We start from the raw sequence: 26,110 nt of genomic DNA, 5'->3' as shown, positions 1-26,110 counted from the left end.
TAGGTATGGCAGTGCGACAATATAATTATTTAATTTATGCTTTTTCTTGCGTATTGATTTGGAGCTTTATCCCAATAGTTTCACGCTTTGGGCAAAATGGGATGGATAGTTTCCAATTTCTATTTTGGTCAAACCTTATTTCGGTCATTGCCGTTATCTCGGTGGCACTGGCATCAGGCTATACACCTGCCAAATTGTTGATTTTACCTAGAGATATTTTAGGCAAAGTCTTTGTTCTTGGATTTCTTGATTGTCTTTTCTATTTGTTATTGTACTACGGTTATTCCATAGAAAATGGTATCGCTGTTTTGGTGATCCAATATAGCTGGCCACTAATAATTATTCTTTTATCGGTAATATTATTAAAAGACAGATTGTCGGGGCGGCAAATTGTGGGGGTTGTGGTTGGTTTTATTGCCGTTATTATCACGTTTACTAAAGGGCAAATTACCCAATTGCATGTGGATAACCCAATAGCATTATTGTTAGTGTTTAGTGGTGCATTTTGCTTTGCTTTAATGTCAGTATTTTCACGCCAATATTCTATTGATCCGTATATTAGCACAGTCTGGTTATTTATCTTCTCGACATTGACTTCGTTGGTTCTCCTATTGTCATTTAGTGAAATGCAGTTGCCATCGCAAGGTACATTTTGGCCGACGCTGATTAATGGGGTACTTATTAATGGTGTGTCTTATATCTTGTGGTTTAAAGCAATGAATACGGGGAACTCAACAAAAATTGCCTCAGTGGTATTTTTATCACCTGTATTATCTGTGTTGTGGTTAGTTTTACTTTTAAGTGACCCATTTGAAATCGCATATATTATTGGGGTTATGTTAGTGATTATTTCAGGCGTTTTATGTGTTGGTGCAAAACGCCGCAATCAGCAATAGCTAAAAAGGGCGAATGAATGGAACAGATATCATCCATGGTCATTGAGCGGGTACGTGAAAAAATTGGTGATTATAAAAAAATACTGGTTGGGTTTAGTGGTGGAATTGACTCAACGGTATTGTTACATGCCCTTTGCCAGCTCAAGAAAAATAATGACTCATCACTAATTATTCGTGCTATCCATGTCCACCATGGCCTAAATACTAAGGCAAATGCGTGGGCGCAGCATTGTGCACAGCTATGCCAACAATGGGAGATTCCTTTTGTCTGCCGCCCTGTTTTCATTGATCCTAGTGAAAAAGGTATCGAGGCCGCTGCGCGGGATGCTCGTTATCAGGCTTACCGTGAAGAACTTGATGTTGATGAAGTGTTGGTGACAGCTCAGCATCTGGATGACCAAGCAGAAACATTTTTATTAGCTTTAAAACGTGGAAGTGGCCCTGCGGGGTTATCATCAATGCCTGAATCTCTGCCCTTTGTTACGCAACAAGGGCAAACACAATTGTTGCGCCCATTATTAACCGTCGGCCGTATCGATTTAGAAGCTTACATGCAAGAGCAGCAATTACCTTGGGTGGAGGATGATAGCAACCAAGATGATCGTTATGACCGTAATTTTCTTCGGTTGCATATTTTACCCCGTTTAACTGCCCGTTGGCCGCATATGTCCAATGCCATTGCTCGAAGTGCATTGCTATGTGCGGAGCAAGAATCCTTGCTGGATGAGTTATTGCAAGAAACGCTTGAAGGTATGATTGATTACCGAGGTGGTTTATTTATTGATGAATTACAGCACTGTTCTTCGGCGAAACGTAACGCGTTGATCCGCCGCTGGATTGGGCTGCATCAACTCCCGATGCCACCATTTAACCAGTTAGAGCGTATTTGGCAAGAAGTGGCGCTAGCCAGACAAGATGCTGAACCTGTTTGCCGTCTAGGGCAGGTTGAAGTCCGCCGTTACCAAGGTGTATTGTGGGTAGTTCCACGTGTTGAAAACTTGGTGGGACAGCAATATGCGTGGTCATATCCCGCTTCGTTTGAATTACCTGGATCACTTGGGCGACTACAGGTTATGGAAGGGCAGGGGCAAATCCGTCCTCCAGAGCCAGATGAAAAAGTGACTGTGCGTTTTGGTTTGCAAGGCACTCTTAATATTGTGGGGCGGCACCGTTCAAGAAGCAGTAAAAAAATATGGCAGGAACTGGGCATTGCGCCATGGATGCGGGAGCGTATTCCACTGATTTATTACAATGATCAACTGATTACGGCAGTGGGTTGTTTTATCACACCTGAAGGGTTAATGAATGATGAATTATTGGGGATTGCAATAGATTGGCAGCAGGAATCGAGATTCCAGTTAGCCTTATAATAAGAAACCCCTTATGACTGTGACCATCATAAGGGGCAAGAAGAACTCAAATTGTGAGTATTAGTGAGAGTGGTCGACAACAATTGTGCCGATTTCAGGATGACTGAAGGAATTAATGCAATCCAGTCGTAGCTCCTTGGTTCCTTCATGTGTTTCAACAATCAGGTACTCGACTTTTTTTCGTAGGAGCAAATCACTAGCTTGCCCTTCAATATTCTCGCCGTCATTAAGTTTTATTTGCAACTTCAACTGACGTTGGCATGCAATTTCTAGATATTCGTAATCATCACAATTGATAGGTTGATATTCAGTATCTGTAGACATATTCCCTCACCACTGTGTTAGTGGCGGTTATTGCCGCCTTGAACATATTGTATCAAGCAAAAAAAAATGCTTAGTACGATAATAGCATAGTAATTTTAATAACTATAATCGCTACTGGATGAAAAAGATAATTCTTATTCATCAAATTAATGCGTGGTATTTTTTATCAGTTATGTCTGAATTATGTTACTGTTTCCACTCTTTTATGGCTTGAGATGCTATGATGTTTAATATTGGTAAACGAGTTAAAAACGAATGATTTCAAGGGAATTATCATGAAAAAAACACTATTATTAGTCTTAATGGCGGTTGGTACAGTGGCATTAGCAGGCTGCCAAAGTAGTGCGCAAAATACCAATACAACGCCAGTTGATCAGGTCTATACTGGGGTATTACCTTGTGCAGATTGCTCAGGCATTGAAGCAACATTGTTAGTTAACCAAGATGGCAGTTATGTAGAACAATTGATTTACTTGGGAACAAAAGACGGCAATAGCGGCTTCCATGAAGCAGGCAAATGGAACCTTGAAGGTAATAAGCTCCGTACTACTAATCCGAAAGGTGAGAATACCTTTTTTGCTAAAGCCGACAATGGTGAGTCCGTCACTTTGCTGGATTTAGAAGGAAACCCAATTGAAACGGAACTGAACTATACGCTAAACCGTGTTCAGCCAAGTAAAAAAATAGGGAAATATCGCTATATGGCGGATGCCGCAGTATTTACAGAATGTGATACAGGGCGTCAATACTCAGCATCTGGTATTGAATTAGAAAAAGCCTATAGGGAAACGGGGGTTGACGGTGGAACCCCTGTATATGTTGAGGCTGAAGGTTATTATACCGTTCGTCCATCAATGGAGGATGGCCAATTTGACTCTGCATTCGTCCAAACAGGGCAAATTAAATTCGATAAAACGGCGTCTTGCAAATAATTTAGATTGCATTTTCTTCCTAAAAAGCTCAGTAGAAATATTGGGCTTTTTTATTTAACGTCTTAAAATTCCAATAAAAAATCACCGCATCTATTTTTCACTCCTTCACATACTCCTTTTTTGATATCAGTATAACTTTTTTATTGTCGCAAAATATTTGTGTATTTTGTGAAGGTTGTCATGGCGATTGGTCAATCAGGAGCAATTAGTGATAACAATGAAATATCGTAAACTAAGGGAATTCCGTATACTCCATTCAACTAGAAATAATTTTAATTTTTAGTTTGTTGATTTAAGAAAAGCCGTAAGTCTGTAAAAAAAATTTATAAATCTAAGCGGTAACTAAAAAATAGAACGAATCAAAGGATAAGGAATGAAGAAGAAAAATATCTATTTATTTTGTTCTGCTGGCATGTCGACTTCATTGTTAGTCAACAAAATGAGGCAACAGGCAGAAAAATACGATGTCCCCGTCAACATAGAGGCTTTTCCTGAAAGCTTAGCAAGTGAAAAAGGTGTTGATGCAGATTTGGTTTTACTCGGTCCACAAATTGCTTGGATGTTAACGGATATTCAAAAAATACTGCCAAATAAACCTGTCGAAGTGATTGATTCATTGTTATACGGCAAAGTGGATGGACTTGGGGTATTAAAAGCAGCCGTTGCAAGCATAAAAAAACAAACAGCAAATTAACATTAGAGAGCTACCTCTACTCAATAATAACTCCATCAACCTTAGTGCTATTCATTGCAGATTAGCCTATTCAGAATGGAGCACACTCAAAAAATCGAGGGTATTTTTATGAGTCTTGTTATCACTTCGCTTGAAAAGGTACTTCTGCCCTTCGCAGTTAGATTGGGGAAGCAACCTCACGTTAATGCAATAAAGAATGGTTTTATTCGTATTATGCCACTGACATTAGTCGGGGCAATGTTTGTATTAATTAATAATGTGTTTTTAAGCTTTGATGCAGGGTCGTTCTTCTACTCATTGGGCCTGAGATTAGAACCATCGACAATTGAAACTTTAAATGGATTTAAAGTGATTGGGGGGAATGTGTATAACGGGACACTAGGCATCATGTCCCTCATGGCGCCCTTTTTTATCTCGATGGCATTAGCTGAAGAGCGAAAAGTTGACCCATTAGCCGCAGGACTACTGGCTGTTGCTGCTTTTATGACGGTGACACCTTACGAAGTAAATGGTGCTTATGCCGTTGGCGCGAATTGGTTAGGTGGGGCAAATATCATTTCGGGTATTATATTAGGGTTAGTGGTTGCCGAAATGTTTGCATTTATTGTACGCCGTAACTGGGTGATTAAATTACCTGATAGCGTGCCTCCATCTGTTTCTCGTTCATTCTCTGCACTTATTCCTGGTTTTATTATCTTATCAATAATGGGGATTGTGTCATGGGCGCTTTCTAGCGGTATTAGTACAAATTTCCACCAAATTATTATGGATACGGTGTCGACTCCTCTTGCATCAATGGGGAATGTCGTTGGTTGGGCCTATGTGGTATTTACGTCATTGCTGTGGTTCTTTGGTATTCACGGTTCACTCGCCTTGACAGCCTTAGATAGTGGGATTATGACGCCATGGGCACTGGAAAACGTCTCATTATATGCGGAGTATGGTTCGGTCGATGCGGCAATTGCTGCGGGTAAATCTTTCCATATGTGGGCAAAACCAATGCTTGATTCCTATGTCTTTTTAGGTGGAACAGGGGCAACATTAGGGCTGATCATTGCCATCTTTATTGCTTCACGTCGTGCAGATCACCGGCAAGTTGCAAAATTAGCGTTACCAGCGGGTATTTTCCAAATAAATGAGCCGATTATTTTTGGATTACCTATCATCATGAACCCAGTTATGTTTATTCCATTTATTCTTATTCAGCCTTTATTGGCGGGAATAATGGTAGCAGCGTATTCTTTAGGGATTATCCCACCAGTGACCAATATTGCACCGTGGACAATGCCAACAGGTTTAGCTGCCTTCTTTAACACCAATGGAAGTATTGCCGCTTTACTACTTGCTTTATTTAACCTTGGTGTTGCTGTTCTGGTTTATCTACCATTTGTGGTGATTTCGAATAAAGCCCAAAACACGATAGATGAAGAAGAAAGCGAAGAAGATATTGCTAATGCACTGAAGTTTTAAAAAACGGAGGAGCTTGCTCCTCCCATTTAAGTAGAGATAAAAAAATGTTTGAACTCGATGATATTCAAGAAGATGCAGCTAACGAATTAGAAGAAGTTGTCATGGGCTTAATTATTAATGCAGGGCAAGCAAGAAGTTTAGCCTATACGGCATTAAGAAAGGCCAAAGAGGGGGACTTCACAACGGCAAAAAGTTTAATGGAGCAATCTCACTCTTCTTTGAATGACGCACATAAAGTACAAACTCAGCTCATTGAAAGCGATATGGGGGAGGGCAGAATCAAAGTCAGTTTAGTCCTCGTCCATGCTCAAGATCATTTAATGAATGCTATGTTAGCTCGCGAACTGATTACAGAATTAATTGAGCTACATGAAAAATTAAACCGTTAAAAGGGGATAATGATGCAGACACTGATGAATAGAACCGACACTAATGCTGAAATTAAATTAGTTCAAGAAAGTGAACTGTTTAACAATAAAACCTTTCATGTCTTTATTTATAATAAAGTTGAGAGTGCAAGTGGACTGCATCAACACGACTATTATGAATATACGATTGTATTAACGGGTCGTTGTTACCAATTTATTAATGGAAAGAAGATATTATTAGAGCGCGGGGATTTTGTTTTTTTACCTATTGGTTCATATCACGAAAGTGCTTATGACTTTGGTCCAACTAGAATATTAAATGTTGGAATTAGCAAATCATTTTTTGATAAACATTATTTGCCATTATTGCCAAGCTGTTTTGTTGCATCACAAAGCTACCCACTAAAAAATGAATTTATGGCTTATATTGAGTCCGTCATCGCCTCTTTAAATTTCAGAGATAGCGAATTTAATGAGTTTATTGAATTAGTCACGTTTAATGTCGTCAATCGATTACGTCATTTTCGTGAAAAAAGCCTGCAAGACGATGCTCCTCAATGGCTTAAAAACACACTTGAAGACATGCATGATATTGCGATGTTCAGTGAAAGTGCGCTACAAAATATGATCACTATGACGGGGAAATCACAAGAGTATCTAACGCGGGCGACAAAACGTTTTTATGGTAAAACACCAATGCAAATTATTAACGATATCAGAATTAATTTTGCTAAAAAACAATTAGAAATTACCAACTATTCGATTACCGATATTGCATTTGAGTCTGGTTACAGTAGCCCAAGTTTATTTGTGAAAAAATTTAAAGAATCAACCTCACTGACGCCGAGTGATTATCGTAAAAATTTATACAGTGTTGAGCAGAAAATGGTGGGTTAATTAGCATTAATTAAACTAAGCTTCAAAACGTTCTTAATTAAAAAATTCAAGCATAACCATCTTTTCTAATAAAGATGGTGTGTCTTTCTATGTCTATTGTATAAGGTTCTATGAGGTTAATATGACTCAGAAGTTAAAAGTTGTCACGATTGGTGGCGGTAGTAGCTATACACCTGAATTACTCGAAGGTTTTATTAAACGTTACCATGAACTTCCGATCACTGAGTTATGGTTGGTGGATGTTGAGGAAGGCAAAGAAAAATTAGAGATTATTTTTGATTTATGCGAACGCATGGTTAAACATGCAAACATTCCATTAAAAATAGTGAAGACATTGGATCGCAAAGAAGCACTTAAAGATGCTGATTTTGTGACTACGCAATTAAGGGTCGGCCAATTAAAAGCTCGTGAATTAGATGAGTCTATTCCATTAAAACATGGTTATTTAGGCCAAGAAACCAATGGTGCTGGTGGATTATTTAAAGGGCTGCGTACAATTCCAGTTATTTTTGACATTATTAAAGATGTGGAAGAAATCTGCCCTAATGCATGGGTGATTAATTTTACTAACCCAGCAGGGATGGTGACAGAAGCGGTTTACCGGCACACTAACTTTAAGCGTTTTATTGGTGTGTGTAATATACCGATTGGCATGAAAATGTTTATTACAGATGTTCTTAATCTGTCAGATAACGATGAGTTATCCATCGACTTATTCGGTTTAAACCATATGGTTTTTATCAAAGATGTGATTGTTAATGGAGTTTCTCGTTTTGATGAGCTATTAGATGGTATTGCGTCAGGTACGTTAAGTGCCAACTCAGTAAAAAACATCACTGACCTTGCGTTTGACGAAGGGCTAATTCGCAGCTTAAATCTGATCCCTTGTTCTTATTTACTGTATTACTTTAAACCAAAAGAAATGTTAGCTATCGAGCTTGGTGAATATTATAAAGGTGGGGCTCGAGCTCAAATCGTGCAAAAAGTAGAGCATCGGCTATTTGAACTTTATAAGGATCCATCACTTGATGTGAAACCTAAAGAGCTTGAGTTACGTGGCGGAGCTTATTATTCGGATGCAGCTTGTGAAGTCATTAACGCGATCTATAACGATAAAAATACGGAGCATTACGTTAATATCCCACATCAGGGGCAAATTGATAATATTCCTGAAGATTGGACGGTGGAAATGACTTGCCTACTTGGGCGTGATGGTGCGAAACCGCACCCACGAGTAACGCATTTTGATGATAAAGTACTTGGCTTAATTTATACCTTAAAAAACTTTGAAGTTGCTACTAGCCAAGCCGCAGTCAATGGTCAGTTTAATGATGTATTACTGGCGATGAATTTGAACCCATTAATTCACTCCGATAATGATGCGCGTTTAATTTCGAAAGAATTACTTATCGCCCATAAAAAACACCTGCCGAACTTTGCGAAAGCAATACAACAAATTGAGCAGGAAGGTTAATGAGTTAAATAGCTTATAGCATTAAGGGAGAACAAATGGCTTCATTACTTATTGTGAATGCTGATGATTTTGGATTATGTGAAGCCGTTAATTACGGGATTATTGAATCTCATCGTAATGGGGTTGTTAATTCAACGAGTGCAATGATGAATATGCCTGCCATATCCCATGCGGCTAAATTAAGTCATGAAAATCCGAATTTAGCGGTGGGAATGCATTTTGTTTTAACGGCAGGTAAGCCTTTTTCATCAATGCCGACTCTCAGCCGTGATGGAATGTTGGGTAAATGGCTGTGGGATATCGATATTAATGATTTGCCTTTGTCTGAGATTGAACAAGAACTGAATCTGCAATATCACAAATTTATTGAAATTTTTGGCCAAAAGCCCAGCCATATTGATAGCCATCATCACGTGCATATGATTGAAGGAATTTTCCCAATAGTCGTGGGTTTTGCACAAGAACAGGGAGTTGCATTGCGTGTAGACCGCCAATTAGAAAAAAATTGGCTGCCATTGTCATATCAAGTGGCAAGCACTGACTGTTTCAGTAGTGAGTTTTATGGTGATGAAATTTCAGAAGCATTGTTTTTGAAGATTATTGATGAAGCCAAAGCACAGGGCCATCATTCTATTGAGGTCATGAGTCATCCCGCTTTTATTGATAATGCGTTATTAAAAAGCAACTACGCTTATCCACGTTTAAATGAGCTAGAAGTATTAACATCGGAAAATTTAAAATCACAAATAATAGCACGTGGTTTTAAAGTTGGTTCCTACCGAGATATTTAAAGAAAAAGGCCCAAATTCAATATGACTGGAATTTGGGCTCTATTTTTTGGCTTTTAACCTAACTTATTTGCCGAGCTTACCTTTAAGGAAACTAACGACATTTTCTAAGCCAACCAATTCTTTATCATCACTGCGGCGTGATTTATATTCAATCTGGTTGTTATCTAAGTTACGGTCACCAATCACGATAGTGTATGGAACGCCAATCAACTCCATATCCGCAAACATCACACCTGGGCGTTCTTTACGGTCATCAAAAATCACATCAATGCCGTTTGCTTTTAAGTCTGCATACAGTTTTTCAGCGACTTCTTTAACGCGGTAAGATTTGTGCATGTTCATTGGCAAAATTGCAACTTGGAAAGGTGCAATTGCATCTGGCCAAATAATCCCACGTTCATCATGGCTTTGCTCAATAGCTGCGGCGACGATACGTGTTACACCAATACCATAACAACCCATGGTGACGATTTGGTTGTGGCCTTCTTCGTTCTGTACAGATGCTTTCATCGCTTCTGAGTATTTGGTACCTAATTGGAAAATATGACCAACTTCGATACCACGTTTAATTTGTAGTACACCTTTACCGTCTGGGCTTGGATCGCCTTCGACGACATTGCGTAAATCATAAGCTTCAGGCAATGCTAAATCACGTTCCCAGTTGATGCCAAAGTAGTGTTTACCATCAACATTTGCACCTGCACCAAAGTCACTCATTACTGCAACACTGCGATCGATAACAATCGGTAGTGGCATATTGATCGGGCCTAGTGATCCTGGGCCTGCATTCACTGCATTTCTGATCTCAGCTTCTGTTGCAAACTCAAGTGGGCTAGCGACTAAAGGATGTTTTTCAGCTTTAACTTCATTCAGTTCATGATCACCGCGGATTAATAGTGCCACTAACGTATGACCTGAATCTTTTTCGGCATGAACAATGAGAGTCTTAACTGTTTTCTCAACAGGTAAGTTAAATTGCTCAACCAACTCAGCAATTGTTTTTGCATTTGGTGTATCGACTAAACGAAGCTCTTCGGTTGGTGCCCCGCGTGGCGAGGTTGGTGCTAATGCTTCGGCAAATTCGATATTTGCAGCATAGTCAGACTCAGTGGAGAAAATAACGTCATCTTCACCGTTTTTCGCTAACACTTGGAATTCGTGAGATGCACTACCGCCGATTGAGCCAGTGTCCGCTTGAACCGCTCGGAAATCAAAGCCAATACGCGTGAAAATTTTGCTATATGCTTCGTACATTGCATCATAGGTTTCTTGCAATGATTCTTGGCTAATGTGGAAAGAGTATGCATCTTTCATAATAAATTCGCGTGAACGCATGACGCCAAAACGTGGGCGAACTTCATCACGGAATTTGGTTTGAATTTGGAATAAATTCAATGGCAGTTGTTTATAAGATGTGATTTCGTTACGCACTAAATCAGTGATCACTTCTTCATGGGTTGGACCAAGGACAAATGGGCGCTCACCACGGTCAACAAAACGCAGCAACTCAGGGCCATACTGTTCCCAACGTCCACTTTCTTGCCATAAATCTGCGGGCTGAACGACGGGTAAAGATACCTCGATAGCGCCTGCATTTTCCATTTCTTCACGGACGATGTTTTCGACTTTACGCAGAACACGCACGCCTGTGGGTAACCAGTCATACAGACCAGAAGCAAGTTTACGGATCATTCCTGCACGCAGCATCAGCTGGTGGCTGATAACTTCTGCATCCGCAGGGGTCTCTTTTAGAGTTGAGAGCAGATATTTGCTAGTACGCATTGTATAGGTTCCATTAGAACAACAAATTATGGCAAGCCGCTTGCTTACCAAAGTATATAGAGAGCTAGTCTACCAGTGACTGAGACTCGCCAAAAGGGGTTAACACGTTTTTTCATAGGGTTCGATAGCGAATACTTCAGTCACACCATTAAATACTCGCCAACGAATATTAAAATCTAATAAATGAACCGCATAGTCACGAATTTCAGTAGATTGTTTTTTATACGCAGGGCGAGGGTCTTGCATCAAAATTTGTTCAATAAATTGTTTTAGCGCAGGGTATTGGTGTTGATAAGACACTAATTGATTTTCAACGGCTGGCGTGAATATAACCTGCATATTATCTGAAGGTGCAGCCTGTGCATATCCCGCGGTAGCCTCTGGTATTGCCTCAGCAAAAGGTAAATAAGGCTTTATATCAATCACCGGAGTGCCATCAACCAAATCCAGGCTACCAAGCTCGAGTATAGCTTGGTTGTTTTTTATAGAAACCCCTTTTAATTCAACAAGGGACATACCAATTGGATTTGGTCTAAATGTTGAACGAGTTGCAAACACACCCATTTTATCATTACCACCGAGACGAGGTGGACGAACTAATGGTTTCCAGCCGCCTTTCATTGTTTGATGAAAAACAAAAATTACCCAGATATGACTAAACTGCATTAAGCCACGAACGGTATTCGCATCATTGAAAGGGGGATGGAGGTGTAGACGTCCTACACCACCTGGAACAAGCCCAGGTTGGCGCGGGATGGCAAACTTTTCTTTATATGGTGATTCGATATGACCAATAGTATCAAATTGAAAAGATTGCATATGACGGTTATTCAACAATTTTTAATGCGCTACCTTCACAAATCGTTGCTTGATAACAACCAGGAGCGGTCATTGTCTGGCATTGGTGCAAAAGGACGGCATCAGCAGCGATAAAAGCAGCTTGTGATAACATACTGTTTTTCGCTGTATTTAGATTTGCAGGGGGGCTTTGAACGCTTTCTCTGCAAGACTCGCCAGAAACAATACCTAAATCTTTGAAAGGCATCCCTAGGAGTTCTTCAGGGCTATTCATTAATTTAACATTTGCTGTTTCTGGTTCTTCAGTCACACTCGGCACAGGCTTAGACAATTTCATACTCGTGAAACCTTTGTTTGCCCCTGGACTCGTGTATTGGTTAATCCCACACCCAGCTAACGTAAACGCTACTAAGGTGAGCAATAACAGTCTCATAAGTTATTACCTTTCTTATATGATTCAATAAAATATCGTTATTTTTATAGTCTATAAATTGCAAAAAATACCAGATGGCACGGAGCCATCTGGTATTTTAATCGTTTTTTTAATAATAAAAAAGATTACCAGCCTTTAACTGCACCACCATCAAAGACTTCGTTAGCTTTGTTAGCAACTTCATCTGATTGATAAGCTTGGATAAATTTCTTTACATTTTCGTTATCTTTATTGTCTTCACGGGCAACAATAATATTCACATACGGAGAATCTTTATCTTCAACAAATAAACCATCTTTTGCTGGCGTCAGTTTAGGTGTAGCGCTGCTTGCCCAAGTGGTGTTGATGATAGCTAAAGCAATTTTTTGGTCGTCAAGTGCGCGTGGTAACTGTGGCGCTTCTAGTTCAACAAATTTCAGATTTTTTGGATTCTCAACAACATCCAGAACAGTAGGCATTAAGCCTGTGCCATCTTTTAGTTTAATTAAACCTTGTTGTTGCAGTAGCAGTAAAGAACGACCTAAGTTTGTTGGGTCATTCGGTAATGCGATTTGTGAGCCATCAGCTAATTCATCAACAGATTTGATTTTTTTAGAATAAGCAGCAATTGGGTAAATAAAAGTATTGCCAACTGGCACTAACTTATAATTACGATCTTTAATTTGTTGATCAAGGTATGGCTTGTGTTGAAAGGCGTTTAAATCGATATCGCCTTTGCTTAATGCTTCGTTTGGCAATACGAAATCATTAAATGAAACTAGCTCAACATCTAAACCGTATTTTTCTTTAGCAACTTTCTGTGCGACTTCAGCAACTTCTAACTCTTTGCCCATGATCACACCAACTTTAATGCTGTTAGCATCTTTTTCTTTTTCGCCACAACCCGCTAAAACGAGTGTGCCTAATAGCGCGCCGACAACTGCGATAGATTTTAACTTAATAGACATTGGTAGTACCCCTTTCATACTGACTTTATAAGCACCCTAATGGCGCCGCTATTTTACTGACTATCGATGTGAAACTTTTTTCATTAAGTACTCGCCACCAAACTGGATTGCGTTTACTAAAATGACAAGAAGAACAATCACGGTATTCATCACAACAGGGTTATAGGTTTGATAACCATACTGCAGCGCGATTTGACCCAAACCACCCGCTCCCACTGCGCCGCCCATCGCTGAATAACCGACTAACATAATTAAGGTAATGGTTGCAGCATTGATCAGGCTTGGCATTGCTTCAGGGATCAATATTTTACGAATGATCTGAAGAGGCGTTGCCCCCATGGCACGTGCTGATTCAATCAAACCACTTGGAATTTCTAATAGCGCATTCTCTACCATACGTGCAATAAATGGCGCAGCACCAATGGTTAAAGGGACGATCGCGGCTTTTAAACCAATGGTTGTACCCACTAAAAATGACGTTAATGGAATAATCCAAACGAGTAAAATAATAAATGGTACTGAACGGAAAATATTAATTATAACGGCAAGTGCACGATATAAACCGACATTTTCCATCACTTGGTCTTTACGCGTAATATAAAGTAAAACACCTAATGGTAAGCCTAAAACAAAGCCTAAAAAGCCAGAAACAAAGGTCATTGTGATAGTGTCGATGGTGCCGTTAATCAGCAAATAAATCATTCTCTCAGACATAACCCAAAACCTCTACTTTCACGTGGTGCTCTTTCAAAAATTCAATTGTGGACTCAACACCACCATTAATGCCATGCAGCTCAGCTAGCATCACACCAAATTTTACGCCGCCTGCGTAATCAATCTGAGAGCTTAAAATATTAATATCAATATCAAACTTACGTACTGCCATCGAAATTAGCGGCGCATCAACGGATTGACCTGTAAATTCTAATTTCACTAATGGCGATAAATCTTTACCTGCCTCTGTACTCATACGCTCTTTATAGTCATCTGGAATATCAATAATTAATGTTGACTGAATAAAAGCCTGTGCAACAGGTGTTTTCGGGTGAGAGAACACTTCGCTCACTTTATCTTGTTCGATTAATTGACCACCACTAATCACTGCGACTTGGTCACAAATACGTTTTACGACATCCATTTCGTGAGTGATTAATAAGATGGTTAACCCTAAACGACGGTTAATGTCTTTTAATAGTTCTAAAATGGAACGCGTTGTTGCAGGGTCTAATGCGCTAGTCGCTTCGTCACACAATAAAACTTTGGGTGAATTAGCTAAAGCACGCGCGATTGCAACACGTTGTTTTTGCCCACCCGATAAATTAGCAGGGTAAGCATCTTTCTTTTCACTTAAACCGACTAACTCTAATAGCTCATCAACACGTTCTTTAATTTTTTCTTTGGGCGTATTGTCGAGTTCCAGTGGCAGTGCCACGTTATCAAAAACAGTGCGCGAAGATAATAAGTTAAAATGTTGGAAAATCATGCCAATACCGCGGCGTGCTCTCGTCAACGCTTTTTCTGTCATTAATGTTAAATCTTGCCCATCAACAACAACTTGGCCTGACGTTGGGCGCTCTAGCATGTTTACGCAACGAATTAACGTACTTTTACCTGCGCCTGAAGCACCAATAACGCCATATATCTGACCAGCAGGTACATGCAAGCTAATATCAGTCAGCGCTTGAATGCTACGGCTTCCTTGCTGGAAAACTTTATTTATATTTGAGAGCTTTATCATTTATGTTTTCTAACTTTTATCTGAATTGTTCTTTAGATAGTGTATCTAATATGGTTGGATGTTAAGGCGTCTAGACGTCTAAGTCAACAAAGATTGTGCGATTTATTCTATTCTCATTTCATTTCTTTTCGTGAGATACTAAAAAGATATTTGGTTTGAGGAGTAAACAGGTGAGTAACGGGATACCAGCAGTCTTTTTAGACAGAGACGGAACAATTAATATCGATCATGGCTATGTACATAAAATAGATGACTTCGAATTTATTGAAGGCGCTATTGAAGCCATGTTGGAATTAAAAAAAATGGGTTATGCATTAGTGGTTGTCACAAATCAATCGGGTATTGGTCGTGGCATTTATACCGAAGACCAATTTATGCAATTAACCGAATGGATGGACTGGTCACTTGCTGATCGTGGTGTTGACCTAGACGGCATTTATTTCTGCCCACATCACGCCGAGTCAGATGTTGAAGAGTATCAGCAAGACTGCAATTGCCGTAAACCAAAACCTGGCATGCTATTAGATGCTCAGTCTTTCTTAAATATAGATATGGCAGCTTCTATAATGGTCGGTGATAAACTCGCAGATATTTTAGCAGGTAAAGCAGCAAACGTTGGGGCGACAGTGTTAGTTAAAAGTGGCGAACCTGTGACAGAAGAAGCAATGAATAGTGCCGATTTCGTGATTAATAGCATTGCAGACCTGCCAGCAACGTTAAAAAGAATCAAAAAATAGTCATTTTGGGTGATAAGCGAGCAGTCAGAAAAAAGTTTTAAAAAAACACTTGCCAGATTTTTCTGACTCCCTATAATGCGCATCCACTGACCGGGAACAAGACAACGCAAAGCGCGGTGAACACTGAAACGGCAGCGAGAGATTCTGAAAAGAAAAAGCAAAAAATTGCTTGACTCTCACGGAGGAAAACGTATTATACGCCTCCTCGCAGCAACGACCCAGAAGGTCAAATTTCACGACGAAATGCTGCAACGCTCTTTAACAATTTATCAGACAATCTGTGTGGGCACTCACAGGACACTATCAAAAAAATATTTGATTTTAAGTCTTGAAGAGTGACTAACACGTTAATTCATATATATGAACTAATAGGTAATATGTTTTCGTAAGAAGACATACGACAGTAAACATTCTTTGAGCATCAAGCTTTTTAATTGAAGAGTTTGATCATGGCTCAGATTGAACGCTGGCGGCAGGCCTAACACATGCAAGTCGAGCGGTAACAGGGGAAGCTTGCTTCCCGCTGACGAGCGGCGGACGGGTGAGTAATGTATGGGGATCTGCCCGATAGAGGGGGATAACTACTGGAAACGGTAGCTAATACCGCATAATCTCTAAGGAGCAAAGCAGGGGAACTTCGGTCCTTGCGCTATCGGATGAACCCATATGGGATTAGCTAGTAGGTGAGGTAATGGCTCACCTAGGCGACGATCCCTAGCTGGTCTGAGAGGATGATCAGCCACACTGGGACTGAGACACGGCCCAGACTCCTACGGGAGGCAGCAGTGGGGAATATTGCACAATGGGCGCAAGCCTGATGCAGCCATGCCGCGTGTATGAAGAAGGCCCTAGGGTTGTAAAGTACTTTCAGTCGGGAGGAAGGCGTTGATGCTAATATCATCAACGATTGACGTTACCGACAGAAGAAGCACCGGCTAACTCCGTGCCAGCAGCCGCGGTAATACGGAGGGTGCAAGCGTTAATCGGAATTACTGGGCGTAAAGCGCACGCAGGCGGTTGATTAAGTTAGATGTGAAATCCCCGGGCTTAACCTGGGAATGGCATCTAAGACTGGTCAGCTAGAGTCTTGTAGAGGGGGGTAGAATTCCATGTGTAGCGGTGAAATGCGTAGAGATGTGGAGGAATACCGGTGGCGAAGGCGGCCCCCTGGACAAAGACTGACGCTCAGGTGCGAAAGCGTGGGGAGCAAACAGGATTAGATACCCTGGTAGTCCACGCTGTAAACGATGTCGATTTGAAGGTTGTTCCCTTGAGGAGTGGCTTTCGGAGCTAACGCGTTAAATCGACCGCCTGGGGAGTACGGCCGCAAGGTTAAAACTCAAATGAATTGACGGGGGCCCGCACAAGCGGTGGAGCATGTGGTTTAATTCGATGCAACGCGAAGAACCTTACCTACTCTTGACATCCAGAGAATTTAGCAGAGATGCTTTAGTGCCTTCGGGAACTCTGAGACAGGTGCTGCATGGCTGTCGTCAGCTCGTGTTGTGAAATGTTGGGTTAAGTCCCGCAACGAGCGCAACCCTTATCCTTTGTTGCCAGCGATTCGGTCGGGAACTCAAAGGAGACTGCCGGTGATAAACCGGAGGAAGGTGGGGATGACGTCAAGTCATCATGGCCCTTACGAGTAGGGCTACACACGTGCTACAATGGCGTATACAAAGAGAAGCGACCTCGCGAGAGCAAGCGGAACTCATAAAGTACGTCGTAGTCCGGATTGGAGTCTGCAACTCGACTCCATGAAGTCGGAATCGCTAGTAATCGTAGATCAGAATGCTACGGTGAATACGTTCCCGGGCCTTGTACACACCGCCCGTCACACCATGGGAGTGGGTTGCAAAAGAAGTAGGTAGCTTAACCTTCGGGAGGGCGCTTACCACTTTGTGATTCATGACTGGGGTGAAGTCGTAACAAGGTAACCGTAGGGGAACCTGCGGTTGGATCACCTCCTTACCATTGAAGTGTTTTTGTGAAGTGCTCACACAGATTGTCTGATGAAATTAAAGTGCGGTATCGATAGGCTTGTAGCTCAGGTGGTTAGAGCGCACCCCTGATAAGGGTGAGGTCGGTGGTTCAAGTCCACTCAGGCCTACCACTTTTCTCTTATGCTGCGTTATGGTTCAGCTTGTTTACCCAAAAGTAAACGTCGCTAATCCACGCCTTGCCTAAGAAAAAAGACCTCCGAGTAAGAAAGAATCTTATCAGGAGATTAATCGATACTAAAAAAACCTTTATGGGGCTATAGCTCAGCTGGGAGAGCGCCTGCCTTGCACGCAGGAGGTCAGCGGTTCGATCCCGCTTAGCTCCACCATAAATTTTTTCTGATTATTCAGAATAGATTAGTCAAATAGTCTATTGCGAATAATTATGCTCTTTAACAATCTGGAACAAGCTGAAAATTGAAAACAACGCACATTGTTTATCGCTTAAACAATGTGAGAGTCTCTCAAAATTTCAGACCTGAAATTTTCGGTCACTAACTCGAGCGGCATGCGCGAGCAGTGTGAAATTCAAGGCGGACAGCGCACAGCCAGCGCAGCGTACATAGGTACGTGAGCATGGCGAGCACTGCCCAACGAAGAAGTTCACCACGCACAGCCATGACAGTAAAGTGAACGTTGAAACAATTTCGGGTTGTGAGGTTAAGCGACTAAGCGTACACGGTGGATGCCTAGGCAATCAGAGGCGATGAAGGACGTGCTAATCTGCGAAAAGCGTCGGTAAGGTGATATGAACCGTTATAACCGACGATATCCGAATGGGGAAACCCAGTGCAATTCGTTGCACTATCGTTTGATGAATACATAGTCAAACGAGGCGAACCGAGGGAACTGAAACATCTCAGTACCTCGAGGAAAAGAAATCAACCGAGATTCCCCTAGTAGCGGCGAGCGAACGGGGAGCAGCCCAGAGTCTTAATCAGCATTAGCATCAGGAGAACAGTCTGGAAAGGCTGGCAGTAAAGGGTGATAGCCCCGTATCCGAAGGTGTTGGTGTTGTGAACTCGACGAGTAGGGCGGGACACGTGTTATCCTGTCTGAATATGGGGGGACCATCCTCCAAGGCTAAATACTCCTGATTGACCGATAGTGAACCAGTACCGTGAGGGAAAGGCGAAAAGAACCCCGGCGAGGGGAGTGAAATAGAACCTGAAACCGTGTACGTACAAGCAGTGGGAGCACCCTTTGGGGTGTGACTGCGTACCTTTTGTATAATGGGTCAGCGACTTATATTCTGTAGCAAGGTTAACCGTATAGGGGAGCCGTAGGGAAACCGAGTCTTAACTGGGCGAATGAGTTGCAGGGTATAGACCCGAAACCCGGTGATCTAGCCATGGGCAGGTTGAAGGTTGGGTAACACTAACTGGAGGACCGAACCGACTAATGTTGAAAAATTAGCGGATGACTTGTGGCTGGGGGTGAAAGGCCAATCAAACCGGGAGATAGCTGGTTCTCCCCGAAAGCTATTTAGGTAGCGCCTCGTGAACTCATCTTCGGGGGTAGAGCACTGTTTCGACTAGGGGGTCATCCCGACTTACCAACTCGATGCAAACTACGAATACCGAAGAATGTTATCACGGGAGACACACGGCGGGTGCTAACGTTCGTCGTGAAGAGGGAAACAACCCAGACCGCCAGCTAAGGTCCCAAAGTCATAGTTAAGTGGGAAACGAAGTGGGAAGGCTCAGACAGCCAGGATGTTGGCTTAGAAGCAGCCATCATTTAAAGAAAGCGTAATAGCTCACTGGTCGAGTCGGCCTGCGCGGAAGATGTAACGGGGCTAAACTATGCACCGAAGCTGCGGCAGCGATATTTAGATATTGTTGGGTAGGGGAGCGTTCTGTAAGCCTGTGAAGGTGTACTGTGAGGTATGCTGGAGGTATCAGAAGTGCGAATGCTGACATAAGTAACGATAATGCGGGTGAAAAACCCGCACGCCGGAAGACCAAGGGTTCCTGTCCAACGTTAATCGGGGCAGGGTGAGTCGACCCCTAAGGCGAGGCAGAAATGCGTAGTCGATGGGAAACGGGTTAATATTCCCGTACTGGTGATAATTGCGATGGGGGGACGGAGAAGGTTAGGCTGGCCGGGCGACGGTTGTCCCGGTTTAAGGATGTAGGCAGGTGAATTAGGCAAATCCGGTTCACTATATGCTGAGGTCTGATGACGAGTCACTACGGTGGCGAAGTAGCTCATACCCCGCTTCCAGGAAAAGCCTCTAAGCTCTAGATTATCATTAATCGTACCCCAAACCGACACAGGTGGTCAGGTAGAGAATACTCAGGCGCTTGAGAGAACTCGGGTGAAGGAACTAGGCAAAATGGTGCCGTAACTTCGGGAGAAGGCACGCTGGCATTAGGTGAAGTGGTTTACCCATGGAGCTGAAGCCAGTCGCAGATACCAGCTGGCTGCAACTGTTTATTAAAAACACAGCACTGTGCAAACACGAAAGTGGACGTATACGGTGTGACGCCTGCCCGGTGCTGGAAGGTTAATTGATGGGGTTATCCGTAAGGAGAAGCTCTTGATCGAAGCCCCAGTAAACGGCGGCCGTAACTATAACGGTCCTAAGGTAGCGAAATTCCTTGTCGGGTAAGTTCCGACCTGCACGAATGGCGTAATGATGGCCAGGCTGTCTCCACCCGAGACTCAGTGAAATTGAACTCGCTGTGAAGATGCAGTGTACCCGCGGCAAGACGGAAAGACCCCGTGAACCTTTACTATAGCTTGACACTGAACATTGAGCCTTGATGTGTAGGATAGGTGGGAGGCTTTGAAGCGTGGACGCCAGTCTGCGTGGAGCCAACCTTGAAATACCACCCTTTAATGTTTGATGTTCTAACGTTGCCCCATTATCTGGGGTGCGGACAGTGTCTGGTGGGTAGTTTGACTGGGGCGGTCTCCTCCCAAAGAGTAACGGAGGAGCACGAAGGTTGGCTAAGCATGGTCGGACATCATGCGGTTAGTGCAAAGGCATAAGCCAGCTTGACTGCGAGAGTGACGGCTCGAGCAGGTACGAAAGTAGGTCTTAGTGATCCGGTGGTTCTGAATGGAAGGGCCATCGCTCAACGGATAAAAGGTACTCCGGGGATAACAGGCTGATACCGCCCAAGAGTTCATATCGACGGCGGTGTTTGGCACCTCGATGTCGGCTCATCACATCCTGGGGCTGAAGTAGGTCCCAAGGGTACGGCTGTTCGCCGTTTAAAGTGGTACGCGAGCTGGGTTTAGAACGTCGTGAGACAGTTCGGTCCCTATCTGCCGTGGGCGTTGGAAGATTGAAAGGGGCTGCTCCTAGTACGAGAGGACCGGAGTGGACGCACCACTGGTGTTCGGGTTGTCATGCCAATGGCATTGCCCGGTAGCTAAGTGCGGAAAAGATAACCGCTGAAAGCATCTAAGCGGGAAACTTGCCTTGAGATGAGTCTTCCCTGACTCTTTAAGGGTCCTAAAGGAACGTTTAAGACTAAGACGTTGATAGGTTGGGTGTGTAAGCGTAGCGATACGTTGAGCTAACCAATACTAATGAACCGTGAGGCTTAACCTGACAACACCGAAGGTGTTTTAGAGAGACGAGATAGTTTTCGAATGTGGGTGAGAAGCCGAAAGGTGACGGACACACAGCTTGTTCAAGATTGATGTTCTGGTTTAGTGAAGAAATGCGCTAAACGGGAACAAACCGAATTTGTCTGGCGGCAATAGCGCGGTGGTCCCACCTGACCCCATGCCGAACTCAGCAGTGAAACGCCGTAGCGCCGATGGTAGTGTGGGGTCTCCCCATGTGAGAGTAGGGAACTGCCAGACATTAAATTAGTGAGAAAGCCACCCAATGGGTGGCTTTTTTGCGTTTGGGGAATGGGGCCAAGAAAAGGCCGAGATGACGAGATAAATAACGCAAGCTAAGCGAATCAATAATCCCCTCAGCAACCAATCGTTGTGTTACCCGTGTTCTGTGTTCACGTCATTATGACTTGTGATTAAAACGTAGAAATTCTTCTAAGCTTATCAATAATCTACTTAGCAACTCATCGTTGTGTGATCCGTGTTCTGTGTTCACGTCGTTATGGCTTGTGATTAAAACGGGGGGATCTTTGCAAGCTTATCAATAGTCCACTTGGCAACTCATCATTGTGTTATTAGAGTTCTGTGTTTCTGTGTTCACGTCGTTATGACTTGTGATTAAAGCGGAGAAATCCTTGTAAGCTTATTAATAATCCCCTCAGCAACTCATCGTTGTGTGATCCGTGTTCTGTGTTCACGTCATTATGGCTTGTGGTTAAAACGGGGTGATCTTTGTAAGCTTATCAATAATCTACTTAGCAACTCATCGTTGTGTGATCCGTGTTCTGTGTTCACGTCATTATGGCTTATGATTAATACGGGGGGATCTTTGCAAGCTTATCAATAGTCCACTTGGCAACTAATCATTGTGTTATTAGAGTTCTGTATTTCTGTGTTCACGTCATTATGGCTTGTGGTTAAAACGGGGTGATCTTTGTAAGCTTATCAATAATCCCCTCAGCAACCAGTCGTTGTGTTACCCGTGTTCTGTGCTCACGTCATTATGACTTGTGATTAAAGCGGAGAAATCTTTGCAAGCTTATCAATAGTCCACTTAGCAACTCATCGTTGTGTGCTCACGTCATTATGACTTGTGATTAAAGCGGAGAAATTCTTCTAAGCTTATCAAAAATCCTCTTAGTAACTCACTGTTGTTACTTCATTTTTCATCCGAACATCCCCCTTATTTTACTGTCCTAAATCGCCGCCCTCTGTGTTTATGGCACTTATTGTCATGGGTTTGCTTAGTCATTAACTGTTTTTTCATCGCTCTGGCTTATGATGATGAGACCTTCTAGGCTAATCGGTTGTTCATGTCGTCATTAACTAACTGAGGATTATTATTTTTCTTATCCTGTGCGATTCTTATCTTCTTATTATTTGTGATCATGCATAAGCCCCCATCGCTGACTCTGATAAAGCGACGTTTATACAGGAAAAGAGTATGAAAGACTAATAAGCTAATTAGTCGTCAGCTCAGTAAGTGACTTGTATTTTGTCGCTTAGATGAGTAGAGGATATTTTCTTGATTAACTCCTCTGGTTGTTTCTCTAATGGGCTAAGGAAGAAAAAACTAAATTAATCAATAATCCGCTCAGTAATTAACTTGTGTTATCACAGTTTTCATCACTTTCGTTGTCTCTTAGGTCGTATTTTTTGTTCACTGTTTTTCTCTCTTAGCACTTGATTGGTCCTTAGACTCGGAATACTCAATTCTAAGGATTTTTCCTACAGTCTTTTTTTTAGAATATTTTGCCTGTATTGTCGCTATTAATTTCTGCTTGATTACTACTTGTATTCCTCATGATGGCTTTTTCATTTCTTTGTAAGGCTAGAGTTGGAAGAGCGTCAATGAGTCATTCGGGATATGGATAGGGTAACTGTTTATTGAACGATATTGCCGAGCGAAAGATGTTATTCACTAAATTTGATAGGCCATAACAGGGTGTGTTTGGTATACTGGCTACAGAGATAAGTTATAAAGCGTAGAATTTATCATTTCATTGAGATAAGTAGGAAGTTGAATTTGGCGAAAAGAACCTATTCAGTTCGATATATTGCAGGTCAACCCGCTAAACGTATTCAGCCGACACCTGTGCATATGCTAGGGGAATCTCTCCCAATCGGGTTACCTTTGTTTGCTGCCAGCGAAACTCTCGATGTTGTTATATGGAACATTTATAAACAGCAACGGCCAAATTGGAAAATAGCTTTAAGCGAGCTGGTTAAAGGTCGTAAGTTGATCTTATTACAAGAAGCTCAAATGTCCCCTGAGTTGATTTCTTTTGCTGCTTCTGAGCAGCTTATTGCAGATCAAGTCCCTGCTCTTCCTTTTTCTCCCCATCCGTCGGGAGTGATGACCCTTGCCACTGCTCATCCTATTTATTGCTGCCCATTACGAGAAAAAGAACCACTGCTTCGGCTCGCTAAATCAGCGTTGATTACGGTTTATCCCTTACCTAATGGGCAGCAATTAATGGTGGCAAATGTCCATGCTATTAACTTTAGCTTTGGGGTTGATGTTTATACAAGGCAATTGAATAAGCTTGGTATTCATATTAGTAAACATGTTGGCCCTGTGATTCTTGCGGGGGATTTTAACGCATGGAGTCGACAAAGGGTGAATGCGCTAAAACGCTTCATTCGCAGTGTGGGGTTAAAAGAAATTACGATTGATGAGGATTTACGGACCAAAGCTTTTGGTCGACCGCTAGATTATGTTTTTTATCGCGGGCTCAAAGCTATTGATAGTAAAGTATTAATCACAGATGCTTCTGATCATAACCCGATTATCACTCGGTTTGATGTGTCTAGATAATTAAGATTTTCACACCTTATTTTTCTCTGTTTTTATTGTAGATTTTATTCATATATTGATATGGAGAGTATCTCTTTGAAAACTATAATGTCAGCTATTTTATTATTAGCCCTTTCTCACACTGCAAGTAGTGCTAATTTAACGTTAGCTAAACATGCAGAAGCGCTCCCTCGTTTTGTTATTTATGATCCAGCATATCGACAGATCTCTTATCCTAATGGTGATATTCCAGAACATTACGGCGTTTGTTCTGATGTTGTTATTCGCAGTTATCGAAAAATGGGGATTGATCTACAAAAATTAGTACATGAGGATATGAAATCGAATTTTAGCAAATATCCGAGTCAGCGTATTTGGGGGCTGCGTAAAACGGATACCAATATTGATCACCGCAGAGTGCCTAATTTAGAAGTTTTTTTCTCACGTAAAGGACAGGAAAAACCTGTCACTAAAGATACAAAAGATTATGTGCCAGGTGATATTGTTACATGGCGATTAGATAATGGAAGACCACATATTGGCATTGTGACCTCTATAAAATCTGTTAATAATAAAAATTATTTGATTATGCATAATATTGGTTATGGTCAAGTCACGGAAGATGTTTTATTTAAATGGAAATTGATAGGTCATTATTCTTATTGAATTTTTTTTAAACTAAAATGGTTACAGTGATGATAGTTTTTATCATTAATTTATTCATGGGTATTTATATTTTAGTGTGATTAATTTTTCTTGTTGTTAGTTGAATTATATTCAATTAATTGTATTGGTAATTATTAGAATTGAACTATATTTAAAAGGTATCAGTTTTTTAATTTAATTGATGTCTTGCCATCCATTTTAAATATTTAGTTTGGAGATGTTATGATAAATATAGTGATCGTTGGTGGTGGTACAGGTGGAACAATGTTGGCAAACATATTGTCCCGAAAACTGAACAAAGAAATTTTCTCAAAAAAAATAAAAGTAACACTCATCACTGATAATCCTATTCATTATTACAAACCAGCCTTTATGTATGTTGCATTCAATTTATTTTTTAAAGAAGAATTGATGAGAGATCAGAGTTCACTATTAAGACCTGAAATTCAATTAGAGATTGATAAAATTGAATCATTCGATTTTAAAAATAAAGAACTACACTCTAGAAGTGGAAAAAAATATAATTATGATTTTTTAGTTGTCGCTACAGGATGCGTACCGAGGCCAGATAGAATTGAAGGATTGAAAGAGATAGGAAATCATTTTTATGCTTATGATGCTGCAAGAAAATTAGCGGATCAAATTGCTAAGATTGAAAAGGGACGTATTTTTATTACAGTATCATTTCCTGAAACACCAAATGTACCTCACCAATGTGGAATAGCACCAATGGAAACAACATTGATGCTTGATGAGTTCTTACGTAAACGGCGAGTTCGGGATAATATTGAAATTGTTTATACTTACCCGACGGTTTCACAATTACTGAGGAATTGTTTGTTTTTACAGCAACCTGTATGTGAAGCGATACCTGAAATTTTTAATATTAAAAACATCAAAGCCCAGCGCGGCTTTACCTTAAACAAGGTCGATCCAGATAAAAAAATTGCTTATTCGAAAGAGGGGGATGAGCAACCATTTGATATTTTAATTAGCACACCTCCAATTACAGCGGTTGAAGCCGTAGTGAATACAAATTTAAGCGAACATAAAAATGGTGAAGGTTGGTTACCAACGGACCATGAAACTATGCAAGTATATGGTACAGATGGTGTTTATGTTATTGGTGACACTGTTGATTTGCCAATAAGTAAAGCAGGAGGAAGCTGTCATAATCAGGCCGCCATAATTGCAGATAATATTTGCGGAGAGCTTACTTATGGATACCCTTCCGCTATTTATGATGGGCGTGTCCAAGCTGTTGCCCAAATGGGGCTTAATGCGGGGATGCCATTACAATACGATTATAAGCATGATGTAATTCCTACCCCAGCAACAAAAGTGGGAGGGTTATTAAGAAATGGTTTTAATCGAGGAATATATTGGGCTGCTATTCGTGGTTTAGTGTAATAGGAGA

At 41.5% G+C, this 26,110-nt stretch carries 20 protein-coding genes, 2 tRNA genes and 3 rRNA genes; 18 read left to right on the top strand and 7 right to left on the bottom strand.

What is annotated here, in order from left to right; translation table 11 throughout:
- Positions 1-11 precede the first annotated feature (11 nt).
- Positions 12-896: a DMT family transporter gene (locus M1F05_RS16425; protein WP_206083761.1), complete on the top strand. Its 885-nt coding sequence runs from the start codon at positions 12-14 to the stop codon at positions 894-896.
- 17 nt (positions 897-913) lie between these two features.
- Positions 914-2,266 carry a tRNA lysidine(34) synthetase TilS gene (gene tilS, locus M1F05_RS16420; RefSeq protein ID WP_206083762.1) on the top strand — a complete coding sequence of 451 codons (1,353 nt, stop codon included), beginning with the start codon at positions 914-916 and terminating at the stop codon, positions 2,264-2,266.
- 60 nt (positions 2,267-2,326) lie between these two features.
- Here the strand turns inward: tilS and rof are convergent, their stop codons facing one another.
- Positions 2,327-2,590 carry a Rho-binding antiterminator gene (gene rof, locus M1F05_RS16415; protein WP_042848970.1) on the bottom strand — a complete coding sequence of 88 codons (264 nt, stop codon included), beginning with the start codon at positions 2,588-2,590 and terminating at the stop codon, positions 2,327-2,329.
- Positions 2,591-2,865: 275 nt separating this feature from the next.
- Between rof and nlpE the strand changes: the two genes are divergently transcribed.
- The 7 genes from nlpE to chbG all read left to right on the top strand — a co-directional run bounded on the left by nlpE (position 2,866) and on the right by chbG (position 9,216).
- Positions 2,866-3,522 (top strand): envelope stress response activation lipoprotein NlpE, encoded by a 657-nt coding sequence (gene nlpE / locus M1F05_RS16410; RefSeq protein ID WP_206083763.1) that lies wholly within the window; start codon positions 2,866-2,868, stop codon positions 3,520-3,522.
- Positions 3,523-3,895: 373 nt separating this feature from the next.
- On the top strand, positions 3,896-4,216 hold the full coding sequence (locus M1F05_RS16405) for a PTS sugar transporter subunit IIB (protein ID WP_206083764.1): 321 nt from the start codon (positions 3,896-3,898) through the stop codon (positions 4,214-4,216).
- 108 nt (positions 4,217-4,324) lie between these two features.
- Complete coding sequence (gene chbC / locus M1F05_RS16400) at positions 4,325-5,686, top strand: PTS N,N'-diacetylchitobiose transporter subunit IIC (protein WP_206083765.1); 1,362 nt, start codon at positions 4,325-4,327, stop codon at positions 5,684-5,686.
- Between the two features lie 44 nt (positions 5,687-5,730).
- Positions 5,731-6,075: a PTS N,N'-diacetylchitobiose transporter subunit IIA gene (chbA, locus tag M1F05_RS16395; protein WP_206083766.1), complete on the top strand. Its 345-nt coding sequence runs from the start codon at positions 5,731-5,733 to the stop codon at positions 6,073-6,075.
- 9 nt (positions 6,076-6,084) lie between these two features.
- Positions 6,085-6,951 carry a transcriptional regulator ChbR gene (gene chbR / locus M1F05_RS16390; protein WP_206083767.1) on the top strand — a complete coding sequence of 289 codons (867 nt, stop codon included), beginning with the start codon at positions 6,085-6,087 and terminating at the stop codon, positions 6,949-6,951.
- A 121-nt stretch (positions 6,952-7,072) separates the two neighbouring features.
- Positions 7,073-8,425, top strand: coding sequence for a 6-phospho-beta-glucosidase (locus M1F05_RS16385; protein ID WP_206083768.1), 1,353 nt, complete (start codon positions 7,073-7,075; stop codon positions 8,423-8,425).
- A gap of 35 nt (positions 8,426-8,460) precedes the next feature.
- The gene (gene chbG, locus M1F05_RS16380; RefSeq protein ID WP_206083769.1) at positions 8,461-9,216 is read left to right on the top strand and encodes a chitin disaccharide deacetylase; all 756 of its coding nucleotides are present in this window, start codon (positions 8,461-8,463) and stop codon (positions 9,214-9,216) included.
- 63 nt (positions 9,217-9,279) lie between these two features.
- Here the strand turns inward: chbG and proS are convergent, their stop codons facing one another.
- The 6 genes from proS to metN form a co-directional block, all read right to left on the bottom strand.
- Entirely contained in the window at positions 9,280-10,998 is a 1,719-nt protein-coding gene (proS, locus tag M1F05_RS16375) for a proline--tRNA ligase (protein WP_206083770.1), read from the bottom strand.
- A gap of 99 nt (positions 10,999-11,097) precedes the next feature.
- On the bottom strand, positions 11,098-11,817 hold the full coding sequence (gene tsaA / locus M1F05_RS16370; protein WP_206083771.1) for a tRNA (N6-threonylcarbamoyladenosine(37)-N6)-methyltransferase TrmO: 720 nt from the start codon (positions 11,815-11,817) through the stop codon (positions 11,098-11,100).
- Positions 11,818-11,824: 7 nt separating this feature from the next.
- Complete coding sequence (gene rcsF, locus M1F05_RS16365; protein ID WP_206083772.1) at positions 11,825-12,229, bottom strand: Rcs stress response system protein RcsF; 405 nt, start codon at positions 12,227-12,229, stop codon at positions 11,825-11,827.
- A gap of 125 nt (positions 12,230-12,354) precedes the next feature.
- Positions 12,355-13,176, bottom strand: coding sequence for a MetQ/NlpA family lipoprotein (locus M1F05_RS16360; RefSeq protein WP_206083773.1), 822 nt, complete (start codon positions 13,174-13,176; stop codon positions 12,355-12,357).
- 60 nt (positions 13,177-13,236) lie between these two features.
- A complete protein-coding gene (gene metI, locus M1F05_RS16355; protein WP_206083774.1) occupies positions 13,237-13,890 on the bottom strand; it encodes a methionine ABC transporter permease MetI in 654 nt (217 codons plus the stop codon).
- A complete protein-coding gene (gene metN, locus M1F05_RS16350; RefSeq protein ID WP_206083775.1) occupies positions 13,883-14,914 on the bottom strand; it encodes a methionine ABC transporter ATP-binding protein MetN in 1,032 nt (343 codons plus the stop codon). The genes metI and metN overlap by 8 nt, the downstream gene beginning before the upstream one ends.
- Positions 14,915-15,084: 170 nt before the next feature.
- On the opposite strand from metN, the gene gmhB reads away from it, so the two are divergent.
- The 9 genes from gmhB (at position 15,085) to M1F05_RS16305 (ending at position 26,103) form a co-directional block, all read left to right on the top strand.
- The gene (gene gmhB / locus M1F05_RS16345) at positions 15,085-15,651 is read left to right on the top strand and encodes a D-glycero-beta-D-manno-heptose 1,7-bisphosphate 7-phosphatase (protein WP_206083776.1); all 567 of its coding nucleotides are present in this window, start codon (positions 15,085-15,087) and stop codon (positions 15,649-15,651) included.
- Between the two features lie 431 nt (positions 15,652-16,082).
- Positions 16,083-17,622 (top strand): 16S ribosomal RNA (locus M1F05_RS16340).
- A 65-nt stretch (positions 17,623-17,687) separates the two neighbouring features.
- Positions 17,688-17,764 (top strand) — tRNA-Ile (locus M1F05_RS16335).
- 140 nt (positions 17,765-17,904) lie between these two features.
- Positions 17,905-17,980 (top strand) — tRNA-Ala (locus tag M1F05_RS16330).
- Positions 17,981-18,309: 329 nt separating this feature from the next.
- Positions 18,310-21,216, top strand: a 23S ribosomal RNA gene (locus M1F05_RS16325).
- 141 nt (positions 21,217-21,357) lie between these two features.
- Positions 21,358-21,473 (top strand): 5S ribosomal RNA (gene rrf / locus M1F05_RS16320).
- Together the 16S, 23S and 5S rRNA genes with 2 tRNA genes alongside form the textbook arrangement of a ribosomal RNA operon.
- 1,783 nt (positions 21,474-23,256) lie before the next feature.
- A complete protein-coding gene (locus M1F05_RS16315) occupies positions 23,257-24,048 on the top strand; it encodes an endonuclease/exonuclease/phosphatase family protein (protein ID WP_206086877.1) in 792 nt (263 codons plus the stop codon).
- 87 nt (positions 24,049-24,135) lie between these two features.
- Positions 24,136-24,693: a DUF1287 domain-containing protein gene (locus tag M1F05_RS16310; RefSeq protein ID WP_241016922.1), complete on the top strand. Its 558-nt coding sequence runs from the start codon at positions 24,136-24,138 to the stop codon at positions 24,691-24,693.
- A gap of 222 nt (positions 24,694-24,915) precedes the next feature.
- Positions 24,916-26,103 (top strand): FAD/NAD(P)-binding oxidoreductase, encoded by a 1,188-nt coding sequence (locus M1F05_RS16305; RefSeq protein WP_206086875.1) that lies wholly within the window; start codon positions 24,916-24,918, stop codon positions 26,101-26,103.
- Positions 26,104-26,110: the final 7 nt, after the last annotated feature.

Source organism: Providencia sp. PROV252, assembly GCF_033676005.1.
Taxonomy (GTDB): Bacteria; Pseudomonadota; Gammaproteobacteria; order Enterobacterales; family Enterobacteriaceae; genus Providencia; species Providencia vermicola.
The sequence above is the reverse complement of the archived record's forward strand: the minus strand, read 5'-3'. Positions and strand labels throughout refer to the sequence as shown.